The organism is Pedobacter albus (assembly GCF_036324255.1).
Lineage (GTDB): Bacteria > Bacteroidota > Bacteroidia > Sphingobacteriales > Sphingobacteriaceae > Pedobacter > Pedobacter albus.
In genome coordinates this window covers 389,445-408,284 of record NZ_JAZDQT010000003.1, presented here as the reverse complement: position 1 = coordinate 408,284, position 18,840 = coordinate 389,445, and the positions used below count along the sequence as shown (strand labels likewise).

The 18,840-nt window shown below is 44.1% G+C and carries 15 protein-coding genes; 9 read left to right on the top strand and 6 right to left on the bottom strand.

Features of this window, described 5'->3' with window-relative positions; all coding sequences use genetic code 11:
• Positions 1-32: 32 nt before the first annotated feature.
• Positions 33-1,319, bottom strand: a complete 1,287-nt coding sequence (locus VRU48_RS16980) for a DUF3472 domain-containing protein (RefSeq protein ID WP_330109112.1) — start codon at positions 1,317-1,319, stop codon at positions 33-35.
• Between the two features lie 155 nt (positions 1,320-1,474).
• Here VRU48_RS16980 and VRU48_RS16975 point away from each other — a divergent pair, with 155 nt between their 5' ends.
• On the top strand, positions 1,475-2,326 hold the full coding sequence (locus VRU48_RS16975; protein ID WP_330109111.1) for an RDD family protein: 852 nt from the start codon (positions 1,475-1,477) through the stop codon (positions 2,324-2,326).
• A gap of 2 nt (positions 2,327-2,328) precedes the next feature.
• Here the strand turns inward: VRU48_RS16975 and uvrB are convergent, their stop codons facing one another.
• The 3 genes from uvrB to VRU48_RS16960 form a co-directional block, all read right to left on the bottom strand.
• Entirely contained in the window at positions 2,329-4,368 is a 2,040-nt protein-coding gene (uvrB, locus tag VRU48_RS16970; RefSeq protein WP_330109110.1) for an excinuclease ABC subunit UvrB, read from the bottom strand.
• 967 nt (positions 4,369-5,335) lie between these two features.
• Complete coding sequence (locus tag VRU48_RS16965) at positions 5,336-7,744, bottom strand: M1 family metallopeptidase (protein ID WP_330109109.1); 2,409 nt, start codon at positions 7,742-7,744, stop codon at positions 5,336-5,338.
• An 11-nt stretch (positions 7,745-7,755) separates the two neighbouring features.
• Entirely contained in the window at positions 7,756-8,340 is a 585-nt protein-coding gene (locus tag VRU48_RS16960) for a HupE/UreJ family protein (protein WP_330109108.1), read from the bottom strand.
• Positions 8,341-8,467: 127 nt separating this feature from the next.
• Between VRU48_RS16960 and VRU48_RS16955 the strand changes: the two genes are divergently transcribed.
• The gene (locus tag VRU48_RS16955; protein WP_330109107.1) at positions 8,468-8,947 is read left to right on the top strand and encodes a DUF6702 family protein; all 480 of its coding nucleotides are present in this window, start codon (positions 8,468-8,470) and stop codon (positions 8,945-8,947) included.
• Between the two features lie 72 nt (positions 8,948-9,019).
• Here VRU48_RS16955 and VRU48_RS16950 read toward each other — a convergent pair whose 3' ends face one another.
• The gene (locus VRU48_RS16950; protein ID WP_330109106.1) at positions 9,020-11,455 is read right to left on the bottom strand and encodes a TonB-dependent receptor; all 2,436 of its coding nucleotides are present in this window, start codon (positions 11,453-11,455) and stop codon (positions 9,020-9,022) included.
• A gap of 394 nt (positions 11,456-11,849) precedes the next feature.
• On the opposite strand from VRU48_RS16950, the gene VRU48_RS16945 reads away from it, so the two are divergent.
• The 7 genes from VRU48_RS16945 to VRU48_RS16915 all read left to right on the top strand — a co-directional run bounded on the left by VRU48_RS16945 (position 11,850) and on the right by VRU48_RS16915 (position 18,125).
• Positions 11,850-13,160, top strand: coding sequence for a polysaccharide deacetylase family protein (locus tag VRU48_RS16945; RefSeq protein ID WP_330109105.1), 1,311 nt, complete (start codon positions 11,850-11,852; stop codon positions 13,158-13,160).
• 256 nt (positions 13,161-13,416) lie between these two features.
• A complete protein-coding gene (gene upp, locus VRU48_RS16940) occupies positions 13,417-14,061 on the top strand; it encodes a uracil phosphoribosyltransferase (protein ID WP_330109104.1) in 645 nt (214 codons plus the stop codon).
• A gap of 11 nt (positions 14,062-14,072) precedes the next feature.
• Positions 14,073-14,390 (top strand): low molecular weight protein tyrosine phosphatase family protein, encoded by a 318-nt coding sequence (locus tag VRU48_RS16935; RefSeq protein WP_330109103.1) that lies wholly within the window; start codon positions 14,073-14,075, stop codon positions 14,388-14,390.
• 69 nt (positions 14,391-14,459) lie between these two features.
• The gene (locus VRU48_RS16930) at positions 14,460-15,158 is read left to right on the top strand and encodes a YjjG family noncanonical pyrimidine nucleotidase (RefSeq protein ID WP_330109102.1); all 699 of its coding nucleotides are present in this window, start codon (positions 14,460-14,462) and stop codon (positions 15,156-15,158) included.
• 63 nt (positions 15,159-15,221) lie between these two features.
• A complete protein-coding gene (locus tag VRU48_RS16925) occupies positions 15,222-16,217 on the top strand; it encodes a proline and serine-rich protein 1 family protein (RefSeq protein ID WP_330109101.1) in 996 nt (331 codons plus the stop codon).
• Positions 16,218-16,232: 15 nt separating this feature from the next.
• A complete protein-coding gene (locus tag VRU48_RS16920) occupies positions 16,233-16,757 on the top strand; it encodes a DinB family protein (protein WP_330109100.1) in 525 nt (174 codons plus the stop codon).
• A 39-nt stretch (positions 16,758-16,796) separates the two neighbouring features.
• On the top strand, positions 16,797-18,125 hold the full coding sequence (locus VRU48_RS16915; protein WP_330109099.1) for a flippase: 1,329 nt from the start codon (positions 16,797-16,799) through the stop codon (positions 18,123-18,125).
• Here the strand turns inward: VRU48_RS16915 and VRU48_RS16910 are convergent.
• The gene (locus VRU48_RS16910; RefSeq protein ID WP_330109098.1) at positions 18,122-18,811 is read right to left on the bottom strand and encodes an FkbM family methyltransferase; all 690 of its coding nucleotides are present in this window, start codon (positions 18,809-18,811) and stop codon (positions 18,122-18,124) included. The two genes, VRU48_RS16915 and VRU48_RS16910, sit on opposite strands and share 4 nt — an antisense overlap.
• Positions 18,812-18,840: the final 29 nt, after the last annotated feature.

Sequence of the window (18,840 nt, the reverse complement as noted above, 5' to 3'; positions counted from 1 at the left end):
ATTTAGGCTTAATCGGCTAAACTCCCAATTTATCAAGGCAGCTTACTGAAGTCTATTTCGGGCTTTCTGTTTGTTTTTTTGCGGGTAAGCATGGTTTTGTAAGGCGTAAAATCGTTAAAGAAACCGTCTATCTTCAAATAGAAGTTTCCGTTTTGGTGTATACCTCCCTGGTAATCCTTGCGGTAATTTTTACGTCCGGTTGCATCGATGCTGAACATGGCCTTGTCTATTTCTATCCAGTTGCCTTGGGTATCGCACACCCATTGGTTGCCGTAGGTTCCGGTTCTGGCCACATCGCCCATATTTGGCGAAAAGTTTTCGAGGAACGAATACAGACGCTTGGCATAGGTTTGCGTTTGCGGACGCTGAAAGCAGGCAATCAGCTGCCATTTGTTAAGTTCGGGCGCAAAAAAGTAAGCGGTATATTCCGAGTAGTTATCGGCCACCGGCCTTACACGCAACAAAAATTTATAGGTATTTCCGGCTTTCCACATGTAATTGAGGTAGCTCTGTCCGCCACTGCCTTCGCCACCAAATTCGCCGCCATGTACGCCTTCTCCCTTTTTAATCAGCTTGATTTTGTGGCTTTCGGGAATTTCTTTCGGGTTATCGGTAGTAAAAGGGCTCCACACCGAAAACAGGATATGGCGCTCTGTTGGCGAGTTGACCTGCATGCCAAAATAGCCTTCGCCAAAGCCATTGGCCATAAAATAGCTGCCCATTTTATCCTCGCCTACGGGAATGGTTACTTCGTTATAAAACCATTCTGCATCTACGCCCTTAGGCTGTTCGTAGTTTAAATGGGTTGATGGACCACGACGGCCAAAGTGAAATAATCCATCTTCGTTGCCTTTTACATAAACCACGTTTCCAAGCGTAGCTGTACCACTCAGGAGCAGGTTTTTAATGGCCGGAAATTCGTTGCCATTTTTGCTCAATCCCTTGATTTGGATAGCCACATAGCCTGTATCCTTGATTTTCCATTCGCCAACTTTTTTGTTGCTGGCATTGTCGGCCTCAAGGTCTACCGTTTTGCTCGATTTGTTGATGGTAAACTCCAAAGTGGCCTTGCCTTCGGTTTTAACTTCGCCCAAAGCTACCGCTAAGTTTCCAGGTTGCCCTACGCGAAAATAGACCGTAAAAATATCGGATGGGTTGGTCCAGCGTTCGATACCGTTGTTGGTAATGCTGCCTCTCCTTTCTGATTTGTTAGCGCTGTACACGTTGCCACCCAATGGCACGCTGATTTCCTGTGCAGCTAAATTTAAGCAGGCCAGCGCAAGCAAGCCCAATAGGATTGATGTTTTGAATGTTTTCATGATGGTAGATTGATTATTGCAATTTTAACAGAAAACTTTAACTATCAACCACTTCTATTAAAAAGTTACTCAAACGATTGTGTTGACTTCAAGCCATTGCTTTGAATTGGCGATTGCCTATTTATTAATTCTCATAAAAAAACTAAGTTTACGTGATGAAAAGAAATCAGGTTATCGCCATTATTTTAGTCCTTATTTTTTTATACGATGCCGTAGACTATGGCGTGATGCTCTACCATACCTTAACTGAAAAATTGGAGCCAGGCACAACCCGATACTTCCCTTGGCAGAACTATATTTACCCTTCTACGCTCCTTATCGAATTACTGGGTATAGCACAATTTATATTGTCAAAATACCAAAAATCAGCTTTGCTCAGGCTGATTATTCTTTATCAACTGTTCAGCTACTTCATTTACCAGATCCTACTTGTTAATAAAGGCCTGTTTATCAAAGTCCACTTCGATTTCGTTTCCTTGTTTTACGATTTAGCTGCTTGTTTTAAAATCTATGTTTTAATCCTGCTCCAAAATCGGCTTAAACCCAAACTCATTGAAAACACGGATGGCCATACCTATTTTGACCAGGTCGGCAAATGGAACAGGGTGTTGCACCGCTTGATTGATACGGCTATGCTGGCCTTATTGATAGGACTTTACCTGGATAGCTTTGATGATTTGATCAGGTCGTTTATTCGCAGCGAAAACTACTTTGCTTCACTTTTGGGCTCTTTACTCAACTACCAGGAAGGCGTATATTTTCCGTTTTATTTTTTGTCCACGCTTTATTACCTCCTCAGCGAAGGTATTTTCAACACTTCCGTTGGAAAGATAATCATGGGCAATATGATTGTCGATGATGAAGCCCAAAAGCCCTCTGTAGGCCAAAGAATCGGCAGAACTTTTTCCAGGCTGATTCCTTTCGACGCCATATCGTTCTTTTGGCCTAGGGGTTGGCACGACAGGCTTACAGACACCTATGTAGTTAAAGCCGCAAAGAAGGATTAATCCTATTTCGAAAACCGCTCTTCAAAAACTTTTTCCAAGGCAAACATCTCGTCGCGCAGACGGGCAGCCAGCAAGAAATCCATGTCTTTTGCTGCTTTCTGCATGTCTTTTCGGGTTTTGTCTATGGCCTTTTGCATTTCGGGCTTGGTCATGTATTGTACAATCGGATCGGCAGCTACGCTCACTTCATCTACTTCAACATAGGCTTTGGCGCGCTCGTTGCCTTCGGCCGACATGCTGAGGATAGAGCCTTGTTCCATGATCTCTTTTTTGGTTTTGCCCACCGTTTTAGGAATAATGCCATTGGCCAAGTTGTAGTTGACCTGTTTTTCACGCCTGCGGTTGGTTTCTTCAATGGTGCGTTCCATCGATTCGGTGACGCTGTCGGCATACATGATTACACGGCCACGATCGTTACGTGCCGCACGACCAATGGTCTGGATCAAAGCCCGATCAGAGCGCAAGAAGCCCTCTTTATCGGCATCCAAAATAGCCACCAAGCTTACTTCCGGCAAATCCAAACCTTCGCGCAACAGGTTGATACCCACCAACACATCAAACTCGCCCAAACGCAAGCCTCTCAAAATTTCTACCCTTTCTAAGGTTTTTACTTCAGAGTGGATGTAGCGGCATTTGATGTTCAGCCTATCCATGTATTTGGTCAGTTCTTCGGCCATCCGTTTGGTTAAAGTGGTTACCAAAACACGATCGCCCATTTTAATGGTCTTGTCAATTTCGTCCAGCAGGTCGTCTACCTGATTAATGGCTGGCCTTACTTCAATAACTGGATCTAGCAAGCCGGTAGGCCTAATGACCTGTTCAATCACCACGCCATCCGATTTTTGGAGCTCGTAATCGGCCGGTGTAGCGCTTACGTAAATGGTTTGTGGCGCCAGACGCTCAAATTCATCAAAGTTTAAAGGACGGTTGTCTAAAGCCGAAGGTAAGCGAAAACCGTATTCTACCAGCGACATCTTGCGCGAACGGTCGCCACCATACATGGCGCGGATCTGCGGCACGGTTACGTGGCTCTCGTCAATCACCATCAGGTAATCGTCTGGGAAATAATCCAACAAACAGAAAGGCCTCATGCCTGGCGAGCGGCCATCAAAGAACCTCGAATAGTTTTCAATTCCGGAGCAGTAGCCCAACTCTTTCATCATTTCGATGTCGAAGTTTACCCTTTCCTCTAATCGCTTAGCCTCGAGCAATTGCCTATCGGCCAGCAACTGGTTTTTACGCACTTCCAGTTCTTCCTGAATGCCCCAAATCGAGGCATTGAACCTGTCTTTTGGGGTAACGAAAAGATTGGCTGGATAAATGGCCATGTCTTCTAGTTTTTCCAGCGTTTTTCCGGTAATGGGATCGATGATGGACAGTTCTTCAATATCGTCGCCAAAGAACGAAATGCGATAGGCATTGTCCAAATAGGCAGGGAAAATATCTACAGTATCGCCTTTTACCCTAAAAGTACCACGTTTAAAATCGTTGATGGTACGAGCGTATAAAATCTCGACCAAGCTATGCAGAAAGGAATTGCGGCTAATTCTTGTGCCCACGCCGAAACGGAAAACCGAACGGGAGAAATCTTCTGGATTTCCCATACCGTAAATGCACGAGATGGAAGAAACCACGATTACATCTCTCCTACCCGACATGAGCGCCGAAGTGGTGCGCAAACGCAACTTCTCGATTTCTTCGTTGATGCTCAAATCTTTCTCGATATAGGTATTGGTGGTAGGCATGTAAGCCTCTGGCTGATAGTAGTCGTAATAAGACACAAAATAGTTGACCGCATTCTCGGGAAAGAACTGCTTAAACTCGCCATAAAGCTGGGCCGCCAAAGTTTTGTTGTGGCTCAGGATGAGGGTTGGCTTTTGGGTCTGTTCAATTACATTGGCTACCGTAAAGGTTTTGCCCGATCCGGTTACGCCCAGCAAAGTCTGATAATGCTCGGCTGCGTTTACGCCTTCTACCAATTGTTTGATGGCCTCTGGCTGATCGCCGGTAGGCTTATAATCTGAGATGAGTTTAAACTTCATTATAAGTAAAGATACTAGATAAAGGTTAAAGCGAAAAGACCAAAGCTTAAAGATGGAATGAAGTTGACAGTTGGCAGTTCTCGGTTGCCAGTTGGCAGTTTGAAGTTATCAAACCAGAAGCCTATCTTCATTATTCTTAATTCCTTAATGGTTCAAGCCCTGTATCGGTTCTCCATTTTGAGCGACCAAAATGGAGGAAAAGTCGCCGACTGCGCCCTTTGCTTCAAAGTTTGTACGAAGGCCTATACCCTGCTCCCGCAAAGGACAAGGTCGGATTAGAAGCAATCTAATGGTCATTGCTAGGGCTTGAGCTAATGCATTAGCTAAATATAAAATAATGCGACTCTAGCCTGCCGGTTCTCGGTTGCCGGTTGGCAGTTTGAAGTTCAAACTAGAAGTATATCTTTATTATTCTTAATTCCTTAATGGTTCAAAAATGGTTCAACCCAAAAAAAAGCTGTACAAATTTCTCTGTACAGCTTTTTCATCTCTATCTCTGTGGTTTATGGCACACAGACCATTTCAAGAAATAACATCAAAAAGTGGCCTGTGGGCCACAGGACACGGATTGGGTTTAAAGTTATCAAACTAGAAGCTTATCTTCATTACTCTTAATTCCTTAATGGTTCAGCCCCAGCATTGGTTTTCCATTTTGAGCGACCAAAATGGAGGAAAAGTCGCCGACTGCGCCCTTTGCTTTAGAATTATCAAACCAGAAGCCTATCTTCATAATCCTTAATTCCTTAATGGTTCAAAAATGGTTCAACCCCATAAAAAAAGCCGTACAAATTTCTCTGTACAGCCTTTTCGGTTTTATCTCTGTGGTTTATGGCACACAGACCATTTCAAGAAATAACATCAATCAGTGTCCTGTGGGCCACAGGACACTGATTGGAAAATGATTCAACCCCATAAAAAAGGCTGTACAAATTTCTTTGTACAGCCTTTTAGTCTTTGCTAAACGCAATTATTTGCTTTTCTTTTCGAGTTGCATTGGGTTTGAGCCAACAGATTGTCCCCTAGCTGGCGCCGCATTGGCCGATCTTACTTTAAACAACTGGAATTTTGACGGCTGTGCGCCCGAACCCCAAGTGTTGTTGCTTTCGTCGATATCCGCAGTTTCGCGCATCGGATCTAGTTTAATCGAAGCCACTTCTTTATCGTATACATAGAATTTAGAAGCTTTTTGCTCGTTTAAGCGCCAAATTTGCGCTGGAATCCTATCTACAAACTTAGAGCCATCCTTAAAGGTAAACTCTACGATAATCGGCATCACCAAGCCTCCTTTGTTGCCAAAGTTCAGTTCATAGAAAAACTTGTTGGCATATTTGGCTTTTTCTTCGGCTGTAAATTCTTCCATTGGCAAACGCGCAGGCTGTGCTGTTTTAGGTGCCAAAGTGGTATCAATTTCTACCAAGCCCCTGTCGTATTTCCAGTAGAAATCTCTAGCGGCCAAATCCTTATCGGTATAAAACTTGATCTTGTTGTCTTCGCGGTTTCTGATCTTAGAAATATCTTCGAATGCATTTACAGCTGGTTTTTCGATTCTGTTGCCCCTGTTGGCACCCATCATACGGCCACCTGCAGGTGCATTTCCGCTTGGATAATCTGCTTTGGCATACCTTACGCTATCCAATGAGATATCGCAGGCATCGGTACCAAAAAACCAGCCTCTCCAAAACCAATCCAGATCTTCGCCACTGGCATCTTCCATGGTTCTGAACAAATCGGCAGGCGTAGGGTGTTTAAATGCCCATCTTCTCGAATATTCCTTGAAAGCGTAATCGAACAGCTCACGACCCATGATGGTTTCGCGCAGGATATTCAATGCCGTTGCCGGTTTAGAATAAGCATTTGGTCCAAAGTTGACGATGTTCTCCGAATTAGACATGATTGGCTCCAATTGATCTTTTGGCAACTTCATGTAAGGCACAATGGTATAAGCCGGTCCTTTTTTGCTCGGAAATTTATTGTCCCAAAGTTCTTCGGTCAGGTATTCTACAAAAGAGTTCAAACCTTCGTCCATCCAGGTCCATTGACGCTCATCGCTGTTTACGATCATTGGGAAGAAATTATGCCCAACCTCATGGATTACTACGCCCAACATCCCGTTTTTGGTGCTTTCGCTATAAGTCCCGTCGGCATCTGTACGACCATAGTTGAAACAAATCATCGGATATTCCATGCCATTGGCGGCTTCAACGCTTTGCGCAACCGGATATGGGTAAGGAATGGTAAAATCTGAATAAGTTTTAATGGTATGGGCTACTGCTCTGGTCGAGAACTTGCTGTACAAACCATAGGCTTCTTTGCCATAAAAGCTCATGCACATGACGTTTCGACCGGCAATAGGTTGAGCCATGGCATCCCAAACAAATTTACGGGAGGCTGTCCAGGCAAAATCACGGACATTGTTAGCTTGGAAAACCCAAGTTTTTTTGGCTTCCGATTTTTTGGCTTCAGCCGCCTTAGCTTCCGCCAAGGTTACCACTTCTACAGGAGCAGTAGTGCTGGTTTTGGCTTTGTTGTACCTGGCCAACTGGGCTGGACTAAGCACCGCGCTGTAGTTGATACATTCGCCGGTACCGCCCACAATGTGATCAGACGGCACAGTCATTTGTACTTTAAAATCGCCAAAAGTTAAGGCAAACTCTCCCCTGCCGGTAAACTGGTGGTTTTGCCAGCCCTGAAAATCGCTGTATACGCACAGGCGAGGATACCATTGCGTCATGGTAAACAAGTAGTTGCCGTCTTCTGGGAAGAATTCGTAGCCTCCACGACCACCACCTGCAATACGATCGGTTATTTTATATTTCCAATCGATATTGAACACGTATTGCTGACCCGATTTTAAAGCCGGGATTTCGATACGCATCATGGTTTTGTTGATGGTATAGTTTAATTTTTTACCGGTAGCATCGGTAATCTTGGCAATAGAAATACCATAACCATTATCAACCGGAGTTGTTGGCGTGGTCATTTTTTCCAGCTGTACATTTGAAGTACCTGCCGGCATTCTGGTACTGCTCTGGTAATTGGCATTGCGCAAATTGTTGTGCTCGTTCTCGTCCAACTGGATCCAGATGTAGGTCAGTACATCGGGCGAGTTGTTGTGGTAAGTAATGGTTTCACTACCGGTTAGGGTCAGCTTTTTCTCATCCAATTCGCACTTGATGTTGTAATCGGCACGTTGCTGCCAATACTTTACGCCTGGTGCACCGCTGGCGGTACGCTGTTCGTTAGGCGTATTTAAAATGGTGCCCAGCTGCTCGAACTTGTTGCCGTGGTTGCTACCCGGATTGTTCAAGATGTTTTGGGCAAAAGCCGCTTGGCCTAGGAGCGCCATTGAAAAGAAGATTTTGTAAAATTTGTTCATTCTTCTATAGTTTAGTTAGGAATTCTTTCTAAAGCCATTTGTAAAGCCAGGCTAAATACGGCTGCCGATAAAAATATAACCCATTCCCTGCGCTTGATCTTCAAAAAAGACAAGGCAAACCAGGTAAGGGCCAAAATAATAATTACAAAAAACACCTGCCCTACTTCCAAACCCAGGTTAAAGCCAAAGAGGCCCCAACCCATATTTTGGTCTTTGGCCAACATCATCCGCACCGAATTGGCGAAACCCATGCCATGGATCAAGCCAAAGAACAATGCAAGATAATAATTTGTATTGACTGCCTTGGCAGAAAAGTCTTTTTTAAAGAGGTTGCTCAGCGCAGTAATAAAAATGGTACACGGAATAAGAAATTCTACCCATTTGCTCGAAAACCTGACCACATCCAACACGCTCAGCAACAGGGTAAGCGAATGGCCAATGGTAAATGCGGTAACCAAAATCAGCACCTGCTTAAGATTACGGGCCGTATAAACCGCCACCAGGGCCAAGATAAAAAGCTGATGGTCTAGCGCATCGAGGCTTACGATATGCGACCAGCCTAGTTTAAAGTAGAACAGAAAATCGGCTAAGGGCATTAGAATGTTAGGGATTTATTCAAAAGAGCTTGTTAACTTTGTTTCAGAGTCTAAATTAGATTCTTTTTTATATTTAAACGAAACATTGTTGCAAATGCAGGCCTTCTATTCAAAATTGTTACTTGTTTTGTTCTTTTTTCTTCCGGCCGGACTGAAAAAGAGCGACAAACATCCTTTGCACGTGAGCACCACCGAGATTAATTTCAACGCGAAAGAGAAAAGCCTGGAAATAACCTGCCGCATTTTTACCGACGATTTCGAAAACGTTTTGGCCAAGCAGTTTAAAGCCAAAACCGATCTTTCAAAGCCAGCCATGCACAAAGCCATGGACGAGCTCATCAAGAAATACATGAACCTGAACCTACAGTATATTTTAAATGGCAAAGCTGCAAAAGCTAGCTATGTAGGCTTTGAAAAGGATAACGAAGCCACCAACGTGTACCTGGAAATCGACAACGTGAGTGCCTTAAATACGCTAACCGTAAACAACACCATTCTCTACGACCTCTTCGACGATCAGATGAGCATTCTGCACGTAGAAAAAGGGGGCGTTAGAAAAAGTACACGCAACAATTACCCCAACCGCGAACTGAGCGTGAGTTTTTAGCGAATAGGCCATGGTCCATGGATGATAGTCCATAGACGAATAGACTATAGTCCATGGACTATGGACCAGCCCCTAGTTATTAATCAAATCATCGTTGTTTACGCCTTTTTTCTTCGACAGGTTTTCTTTCAGCTTGCCAAAATTGTAGGTAAAGCCAAAATAGATGACCCGATATGGCGTAGTTGTAGTAGATAAGGTTCGGAAATTAGCATCTTCGGTATAGGATTTAGCGGTAAACCATTTGTTGAAAAAGCGATTGAAATTAACCGAAGCGGTCAGTTTTTTATCGAACAGCTCGGCACCAATATTAACCTGGTAGTAAGGGAAGGCGTTTACGGTGTTGATCAACGTATAGGCCGGCTTGCCCACACCGCCGTTGCCGCTTAAAAATAACGACTTATAAAAGCTATAGGAGAAAAATCCATACACCTGCCCGCTAAAACCCTGCTCGTGCTGCGTTGGCATAGCGGTATTTTCAATTTTGTTGTAACGAACGGTACCACCGAAACCACTCCTCAATTTTTGGAGATTGGCCGCAAATGTAAAGGTTGCGCTTGCCTCCCGGTTTTTGCCCAAATTGCCATATTGCGTGGTGCTAATGCCATTGGTTTCGTTAAAAGTGGTGTATTGTACAATCATGTTGCCGGTATAGGATGCATTGAGGATAAGCGACATGAAAATAGGTCCCATCAATAAACGATTTTGAAGAGCTAGCGAATGGATGGTCTGTGCGCTGAGATTGGGATTGCCAAAAGAGATATTCAGCGGGTCGTTATTGTTCACAAACGGATTAAGCGTATTGATGTAAGGGCGTTGCAAACGCTTGGTATAGCCAAATACCAAGGTATACTTATCACTCAGTTTGGTATTCATCGAAAAATCTGGAATAAGCGAAGTATAATTTTGCTTTACGTTGGTGTGCGAGCTCAAAAAATCGCCATCTACGGTAGTGTGCTCTAGCCGAAGCCCCGTTCTAAAATTGAGCTTGTTGAGACTGAACGAGAGCGAGCCGTAGCCGCTGTACACCTGCTGCTTGTAGGCAAAATTGTTCGAATTGGAATAATCGGGTTCAAAAGGATCGCTTTCTTGGGTTTTGCTCAAGCTCAGGTAATTGGCATTGGCATCCCTAAAAATGAACTTGGCACCTGTTTCTAACCTCGTCGATTGGGTAAGCGGCTCGATGTAATCGCTTTGCAAAGTATACTCCCTGTTTTTGGAGTAGCTGTCGTTTTGCCTAAACAGGTTGCCGTTGGCCATGGCCATAAGACTGGTATTCAATCCATCGTTTTTGCTAAACTGCCCGTTAAACCTGAAACTGAGCTCCCGATTGGCATTGCCTTTAAATTTCTTGATAAAATCACTGCCTAGCCCAAAAGTCGGGATGCTGTTTCTTACATTTTGCGTAAACAAATCATGTTGTGAAGCCATATTGGCAAAATCGGTAGTGATATTTTGAGTAAACCTGCTTTTGTTGTTGCCACCGCCCACATTGGCATAAGCCACAATGGTTTGCAGGGTATCGATGTTATAGCTCATTTCCAGATTTCCGTCGTTCGAAAAGCGATTGGTTATGCGCTCGCCTTCCAAAAACCTCCTTTGATACGCGGATGGCTGCAAAGGCAAGGTTTCGCTGGTTATGCCCGCCTTGTTGTTGTGGTTTCCACTTAAGAAATACGTACCTGTAATGGCAAACTTGCCTGAGCGTACGCTGAGGTTGGTACTGGTTTGGTAATTGAGGTTAGAATAATAGGCACTCAAAAACCCGTTATAGCCCATAATTCCTTTTTTGGTAATGATATTGATGAGGCCGCCAACACCCTCGGCATCGTATTTGGCCGATGGATTGGTAATAACTTCGATTTTCGACACCACTACGCCCGGAAAGCCCCGCAAGGCATCTTTGGTATTGGCCACAAACATGGCCGTTTCCCGACCGTTGAGCAGCACCTTGTAATTGGTTTGCCCGTTCAGCTGTACATTCCCCTCGCCATCAACGCTGAGCATGGGTATTTTCCTGAAGATCTCGGTCAGGCTTTCGCCTCTGGCCGCTACGTCTTGTTCTACGTTGTAAACCAATTTATCCTTGTCTTGGCTAATCAATTGCTTCTGACCGGTTATCACCACCTGTTTCAGCTGATTAGACATGGGCTTCAGCACATACACTGTTAAATCGCCTGCGTTAGGCTGACTAACTTTGATGGGCTTAACCCATTTGTGGTAACCGAACAAATTGAACGACAAGAGATAGGTGCCCGAATCTGCATGAAGCACAAATCGGCCGGTCGAATCGGATAAGACACTGGCAACAACAGCCTTTGTAGAGTCGGTTTTTAAAAGACTGACGGTTACAAAAGAAAGTGGCTCATGGCTGGCGCTGTCTTTAAGCAAGCCCTGCAATTTGGGTTTTTCTTGGGCTTTCGCCGCTAATCCGAAAAAAGAAAGCAGGATCAAAATTACGAAACAATTCGTAGTTGATGGGCGCAATGGAAGTATTTTTATTCTTTTCATCTTTTTGATTTGGTTTGGTTGCTTAGCCTAATAGACGTCTGAAGTCTAAAAAAGCTCCACCTGCCGAAACAGGCAAGCAACAAGACGAAGATAATACTAATTAATTAATATCAAAACTAATCGATTAGTATTTATTTGGTTAAAATCACCAAAAACTGTTAAATGGTATTAAAAAGACCAAAAAACAGCTTTCTAAATCAATGAAAAAAGCTTTTTAATACTAGGCTTCCTAACGAAGAAGCAAATTGATAGGCGATAAAAAAAAACAAAAATCATGGTTTTCAGGGATGGACGATCTACAGGAAAACCATTACCAAAAATTTATCTTCCCAACTATTTGTTACTTCCATTGTTTCTTTGAAGTTCTTATCTTAACATGATAATCCTCCCTACTATGCAATTGTTAATCTACTGTCCGAAGGTTACCCCCCGCATCAAGTACACATTTAACTTTGTTTTGAGGGAAGTTTTGGGTTGCGATTTCGAATTTACGGGCATTGCCCAAGATTTTTTGGCAAGTGCACAGCCTAAAATCAGTTATGCCGATGAGCCTTTGGCTGATGAGCTTTTCTTTGCCAGCGCTCCCCTGCTCAAACAGCATGCCATTGTGCCTATTGCTATTGAACTTACCGAGTTTGGCGATAAACAGGTACCCTTTGCCGTAGCCGATAGCGCTTTGCCTTTCGATGTTTTTGCCGCTTCTTTCTATTTTTTGAGCAGATATGAAGAGTACCTCCCTTTCGAGGCCGATGAACATGGCCGTTTCCGTGCCGAGCTGAGCCTGCAATATCAACTTGGGCTATTAGCCGTTCCGGTTATCGACAACTGGGCCTTGCTGCTGAAAAACATCCTGCTTAAAAGGTTTCCATCACTTGTTTTTGCCAAGCGAAAGTTCAGTTTTGTGCCGACTATCGACGTTGATCGTGCCTATCATTTTCGTTCGAGTGGCTTGTTAAAAAATACCATCCGGTTTTTCAAGGCGGCCCGGCAACTGAAAACCGACAAAATGCTGTCGATCATCAAAACCGGGCTCGGCAATAACGATCCTTTCGACACTTACGACTATTTGAAACAAATCCATTCCGAGCATGGCTTAAGTCCGATTTTTTTCTTTCTATTGGCCAAATCCAACAACAACGCCTTCGACAGCAACCTAGATCCTAACGAAGAGGTTTTCAAAAGCCTGATTTTCGAAACGGCACAATACGCGAGCATTGGATTGCATCCTTCTTATGCCTCCAACACCGAAACGCACAAGATTAGCGAAGAACTGCAAAACCTGGAGCAGATTAGCAGGCAAAAGATAGATTCATCTCGTCAGCATTTTTTAAAAGTGCATTTGCCCCAAACCTACCTGCAGCTGATTAAAGCCGGTATTAACCACGACTATTCGATGGGCTATGCGTCGCAAGTGGGTTTTAGGGCCGGAACCTGCACGCCGTTTTTTTGGTACGACCTGCAATTGGAAAAGCAAACACACCTTAAAATTCATCCCTTTGCCGTAATGGATGTTACCCTGCAACAGTACCTTAAGCTCAGTCCGCAGCAAGCCATGGCACAAATAGACGAACTGATAGCCAACATCAGACTGGTAGGTGGCACTTTTTCGAGCCTTTGGCACAATGAATCGCTATCGGAAGCCCGCCCTTGGAAAGGCTGGAAAGCTGTTTACGAACATCTGCTCAAACAAGCGGCTAACGCTTAAATCAATTGGCGGTTTTCAGTTAGCAGTTTTCGGTTGACTAATCAATCCGTTTAACGATTTAACCATAGATTCTCAGTTCCAACCGGTCATCAAACCATTTAACAATTCAACAATATACCTCAACCACTTCATATTCTTAATGACTCAACCCAATCGTTTCCTTTTGGCAATTCAACAATAACCTCAATTGCTTCTCTTTCGCAATTAAACCGCCTAACCCTTCAACAATCAAATTGCAATTTGGTATATTTACCCTATGATTTTCGACCTGAGCAAAACTAATTCTATTGCCAATACTTTTATTGCCGAACTCCGCGACGAGCAAATCCAAAAAGATTCGATGCGTTTCCGGAAAAACCTCGAACGCTTGGGTGCTTTTTTTGCTTATGAGATCAGCAAAACGCTAACCTATCAGGAAGTACAGACCCAAACGCCATTGGGCACTGCCAAGAGCACGGTTTTAGAAGACCAACCCGTATTGGCTACCATTTTGAGAGCCGGTTTGCCTATGCAGCACGGTCTTTTAAGCGTTTTTGATCGTGCCGATTGCGCTTTCATCACGGCCTATCGCAAAACCAAAAAGAGTGGTGATTTCATTATCCAAATGGAACACATCTCTGCGCCAGACCTGGAAGGCAAAGTGGTGATTCTGGCCGATCCGATGTTGGCTACGGGCCTGAGCATGGTACTTTGTGCCAAAGAACTCATCAATCGTTATCAGATCAGGAAATTGCATATCATTGCCGCCATTGCCAGTACAGAAGGCGTTAAGCATGTGCGCGCCAATTTGCCCAAGGCCGATTTATGGGTGGGTGCCATAGACGACGAAATGACCAGCAAATCTTATATTGTTCCGGGTCTTGGCGATGCCGGCGACTTGGCTTACGGCATCAAAAGCTAGTCTTTTATCGAATGAACATCCTTTTTGTGTGCAGCCGCAACAAATGGCGTAGCGCTACCGCCGAAACCATTTATCAAAACCATCCTGTGCATCAGGTTAGGTCGGCAGGCACGGCGCAAAGTGCCAGAATTAAGATCAATTACAAACACATCAATTGGGCCGATTTGATTTTTGTGATGGAAAAGAAGCATAAACAAAGGCTATTCGAAAATTTCGAAGCCGAATTGGCGGGCAAGTCTGTCGTGGTGCTCGATATTCCGGACGAATACACCTACATGGACGAGGAACTGATTGCCACCATCGAAACAAAAGTAGCGCCTTACCTTTAATAGCCGATTGCTTTATCCTACCTTTGCCATCGTAACGCCCTGTTTTCAAACCTTCAAAATTTTACGACTGTGAAATTACCGATTAAGCATATTTTCTTCGACCTTGACCATACCATTTGGGATTTTGACCGCAATGCCCAAGAAACATTGATGGAGCTTTATGAAGTGTATCAGCTCAGGGCATTGGGCCTCCATTCGGCACAGGAATTTATTGACCGCTACACCGAAAACAACCATCGCCTTTGGGCACAATACCACTTGGGCCAGATTACCAAGGAAACTCTGCGCGAGGAACGTTTCAGGTCGACCTTTTTGGAACTGGGTGTTAAACCAGAGGCTGTTCCGTTACAGTTTGAAGACGATTATGTAAAGATCAGCCCTACCAAAACCAATCTTTTCGACGGTGCCAACAAAGTATTGGCTTACCTGCAAAACAAATATCAGCTGCACATCATTTCGAATGGCTTTAAGGAAACTACCTTAACCAAAATGGAGCTTTCGGGACTGAACCCCTATTTTACACAGGTTATTATTTCTGAAGATGTGGGTGTAAACAAACCCAACAAAGCTATTTTTGAACATGCCCTGCAAAAAGCAGGAGCCCAAAAAGACGAAAGCATCATGATTGGCGACAGTTTAGAGGCCGATATTCGCGGTGCCCAGGCTTTCGGTTTGAAGGCCATCTTTTTCAATCCTCTAAAAATAAGCAGGCCGGCAGATGTAGAATGGGAAATTGCCCACCTGGAAGAACTGTTGGAACATTTTTAACATTTCTTAACAATTTTCGGTTTAATCTTTGAACTAGGCCTTACACACACAAAACTGAAACAAATGAAGAAGATTATTTTATTGGCCCTGGCACTTTGGAGTGCGCAGCTGGCTTTTGCGCAAAGCAACCGCACCAAAGCCGAAGTTTTTATCGAAGTTGAAGACAGAGGTGCTTTTACCGTTTACCTCGACAATGAATTTGTAGGCTCTACAAACGGCCGTTTTAGGTTCTACGATGTCTACAATGCTTCGCCAACCTTGTCTATTGTACAGGGCAACAAGAAAATCTACAGTGGCAGAATCAATGTCAGACCAGATGAACGTATCGTATTCAGCTATTCGATCAGGCAAGGACTAAGACAAACCAAAGAACTGAACCTGTACAGAAACAGGCAATATGCTTTAGACGATTTCGACGATTATGCCGGCGCCTACAATACGGGCATCGTATCGCCAACTAGACCGGGCAATACCAATGTGGCCAATTTCGAAAACCTTGCAGCCATGGTAAAAAAGGAAGCTTTTGACGATGCCAAAACAAACGTCATTCTGGCTTACACCACCAACAACAGGCTTTATACCGATCAGCTGGCCACTTTGTTACAAGGTTTTACCACCGACGACAAAAAATTGAGCCTGGCCAAAAGTCTGTGGCCGTTAATCGGCGATCCGCAGCAATATTTTTCTTTGGCCAATTCGTTTACCTTTATGAATACCAAAGACGAATTTTTGAACTTTATCAAAAACAATCCTTCATCGCGACAAGCTCGAGGAATGGATGTTGTTACCTTCGAACAATTAAGAAACCAGATCAAGCGCGAGAGCTTTGATGACAACAAGACCAAGCTGTTACAGGTAACTTTCCAGAGCTCGGCACTCAGTACGGCACAGCTTGCCGAACTGCTTAAACTTTATTCGTTTGAAGACAAGGCGCTGGCCTGTGCCAAGCTGGCCTATCCTTATATTGCAGATCCTCAACGCTATTTTACCCTAAAAGACGTTTTTACTTTTAAAAGCAACCAAGATGCCTTGCTCGATTTTTTGAGGCGCCAGCAATAAAGCTTAAATTAAAGCATGAATTTAACCCGGGTACACCGCTCCATTAATCAACTAGTCAATGCCTACCAGCAAAGGCTGCATACGTTTAGGGAGGATAATTTTCAGTTAGCCCCGCCCATGGGTGGCTGGAGCTACAGCGAAGTGTATTCGCATATTTTCGATTCCAGTTTGCTTTCGTTGATGGCCATGCACAACTGCATCAGAAACGAAGGCGAAAACAAGCCTACGGCCCTTGGCGTAAAACTGGTGCTGTTTTTTGGCCAATTGCCACCCGGGAAAAGATACAAGGTGCCCAAACGCATGGCCGATAGGGTGAAGAAAATTACTTTGGCCAATGCCCAACAGTTCATCACCGATTTTGAATTGCAGCTGGCCAAGCTTTATCCGCAGGTTGATGGAGCCAACCCGAAAATCAAAACGAAGCACCCTCGATTGGGCTATTTAAATGCCAGGCAATGGTTGAGGTTTATCGAAATACACCTCAACCATCATTTAAAACAGCTGCAACGCATAGAACGCAACTTTCTGCAACATGCATAATTTTGAAGATAGCCCAAATATTTTCACATCTTTGCGTTTATGAAACTACCGGCCATTAAAGGTTTTGACGAGGAAGCCCTGAAAAAGTATTTCAAAAATACAGGGCTATTGATGTTTGGCCGGGTGGGCAGTGCGGCCATCAAGATGCTGATCAGCATAAAAGTAGCCAACTACCTGTTATCGTACAACAATGGTATCCTGAACACTTCTACCTCTTATATCTTTCTGTTTGCTTCTATTGCCGGACTAGGCTTAGACAGCTTTATTGTTAAAACGCTACACCAGTCGCCACAAAACAGAGACAAGATATTGGGTACGGCTTTTACTTTAAAAGCGATTGCGGGATTGCTCTGTATTCCGGCCATTTTCTTGGCCTGGCAGCTCTTTCCGCTCTCCGACGTGCCTTACCTTATCATTTTTATCCTGTCGTTTAGCGGCTTGTTTCAGTCGTTCACGGTAATCGATTCCTATTTTCAGAGCGAAGTACAGTCGAAATACATCATGCAGGTACAGATTTTGGGTAACCTGTTATCGGCCGGCATCAAATTGTTGCTCATTGTAGGCAAAGCCAGCCTGCTTTATTTTGTGGCCGCCTTTACCTTCGATATCCTGTTGCTCTCGTTTGGCTATATCTTCACTTACCAGCGGAAAGGCCGCAGCATTTTTAAATGGAGTTATGACAGGCAATTGGCCAAACACCTATTGCATTTATCCTGGCCATTGATCATTTCGGGCATTATGGTTTCTATTTACATGAAAATCGATTCGATTATGCTTAAAGAGATTCTGGGCCATAAAGAAGGTACCGAGGCTTCGGGGGCCTATGCCACGGTGGTCAGTTTTAGCGAAGCCCTTAACTTTATGCCGGTAGCTATTGTTACTTCCTTGTTTCCGGCCATTCTCAATGCCAAACGCGACGATGTTGACCGCTACCAGAAACGCCTGCAAAACCTCTTCGACCTGATGGTGTGGCTCAGCCTGGCTTTCGCCATTTTTATCACCATTGCCGCGCCTTATATCTACAAATTTTTCAAACCCGAATACGCATCGGCCGCACCAGTACTTTCGGTACATGTTTGGGGCAGTATTTTTGTGTTTCTGGGGGTAGCCAGCGGCCAGTTCCTGATTGCCGAGGGCTACAACAAACTTACTTTTGTGCGCACCGGATTGGGCGCCGTCATCAACATTGTGCTTAACTTTATCCTGATTCCCAAAATGGGCATGATGGGTACGGCCATTGCAACCGTTATCGCCTATTTTTCATCCACATTCCTCATTATCCTCATTCCGAAAACCCGCAAGCAGGGCCTGATGATGCTCAAATCATTATTGCTGATCAGCACCTTTCAAAAACTGCTCAAAAATTAAGGGTTTAACCGATAAACGCAGGTACGCAACGTTTTGGCAAAAAAGCTGTAGCCCTTTTCTTTAAGGAAAGTATAGATTTTCGAATCTTTGATGGCGTCTACATCAACGTTTTCTTCTACCAAGATTACGCTGGGCTTGTAAAGCTCCCAATTGTTAGACAGCAATACCTGAAAATCGAGGCCTTCTACATCGATGCTCAAAAAATCGATGGTTTGACCTTTAGGCAGGTACTGGTCAAAAACTTCGGCCAGGGGCAATACAGGGATATCGAGCACCTTGATGATTTTATACTTGTTCGATTCGGCATCAACGCGCATTGAAACTTCTTTAGAAAAGCTGTTGAGGGCAGGTTCATTGAAGCAGTAGAATTTCAATTCTCCCCTGGTTTCGCCTATGCCGATGTTCAGGTTGATATCTCTTTTCCTAAAAAGCCTAAAGGCCTTTATCGCATCTGGTGTGGGCTCGATGTTGATGCCTCGCCAGCCTCGCTTGTAAAAGTACTGGGTATTGGAAAACCTAACGGGATGATGGGCACCCACATCCACAAAAAAACCTTTATAATTCTTTTTTTGCTCAAAAAGAGCCTTTAAAATCATGTCTTCTCCGTCTTGGCTGTAAGACCTGCTGTACTGAAAATAATGGACAGGAAGATATTTTGAAAGAATTCGTTTGAGGTTCTTGATCATTAAGCCTTGTTTGTTAAAACCGTTGCCGT

Coding starts and splice junctions, on each gene's coding strand:
- VRU48_RS16980 (WP_330109112.1), bottom strand. CDS start 1,319: ATGAAAACATTCAAAACATCAATCCTATTGGGCTTGCTTGCGCTGGCC.
- VRU48_RS16975 (WP_330109111.1), top strand. CDS start 1,475: ATGAAAAGAAATCAGGTTATCGCCATTATTTTAGTCCTTATTTTTTTA.
- uvrB (WP_330109110.1), bottom strand. CDS start 4,368: ATGAAGTTTAAACTCATCTCAGATTATAAGCCTACCGGCGATCAGCCA.
- VRU48_RS16965 (WP_330109109.1), bottom strand. CDS start 7,744: ATGAACAAATTTTACAAAATCTTCTTTTCAATGGCGCTCCTAGGCCAA.
- VRU48_RS16960 (WP_330109108.1), bottom strand. CDS start 8,340: ATGCCCTTAGCCGATTTTCTGTTCTACTTTAAACTAGGCTGGTCGCAT.
- VRU48_RS16950 (WP_330109106.1), bottom strand. CDS start 11,455: ATGAAAAGAATAAAAATACTTCCATTGCGCCCATCAACTACGAATTGT.
- VRU48_RS16945 (WP_330109105.1), top strand. CDS start 11,850: ATGCAATTGTTAATCTACTGTCCGAAGGTTACCCCCCGCATCAAGTAC.
- upp (WP_330109104.1), top strand. CDS start 13,417: ATGATTTTCGACCTGAGCAAAACTAATTCTATTGCCAATACTTTTATT.
- VRU48_RS16935 (WP_330109103.1), top strand. CDS start 14,073: ATGAACATCCTTTTTGTGTGCAGCCGCAACAAATGGCGTAGCGCTACC.
- VRU48_RS16925 (WP_330109101.1), top strand. CDS start 15,222: ATGAAGAAGATTATTTTATTGGCCCTGGCACTTTGGAGTGCGCAGCTG.
- VRU48_RS16920 (WP_330109100.1), top strand. CDS start 16,233: ATGAATTTAACCCGGGTACACCGCTCCATTAATCAACTAGTCAATGCC.
- VRU48_RS16915 (WP_330109099.1), top strand. CDS start 16,797: ATGAAACTACCGGCCATTAAAGGTTTTGACGAGGAAGCCCTGAAAAAG.
- VRU48_RS16910 (WP_330109098.1), bottom strand. CDS start 18,811: ATGATCAAGAACCTCAAACGAATTCTTTCAAAATATCTTCCTGTCCAT.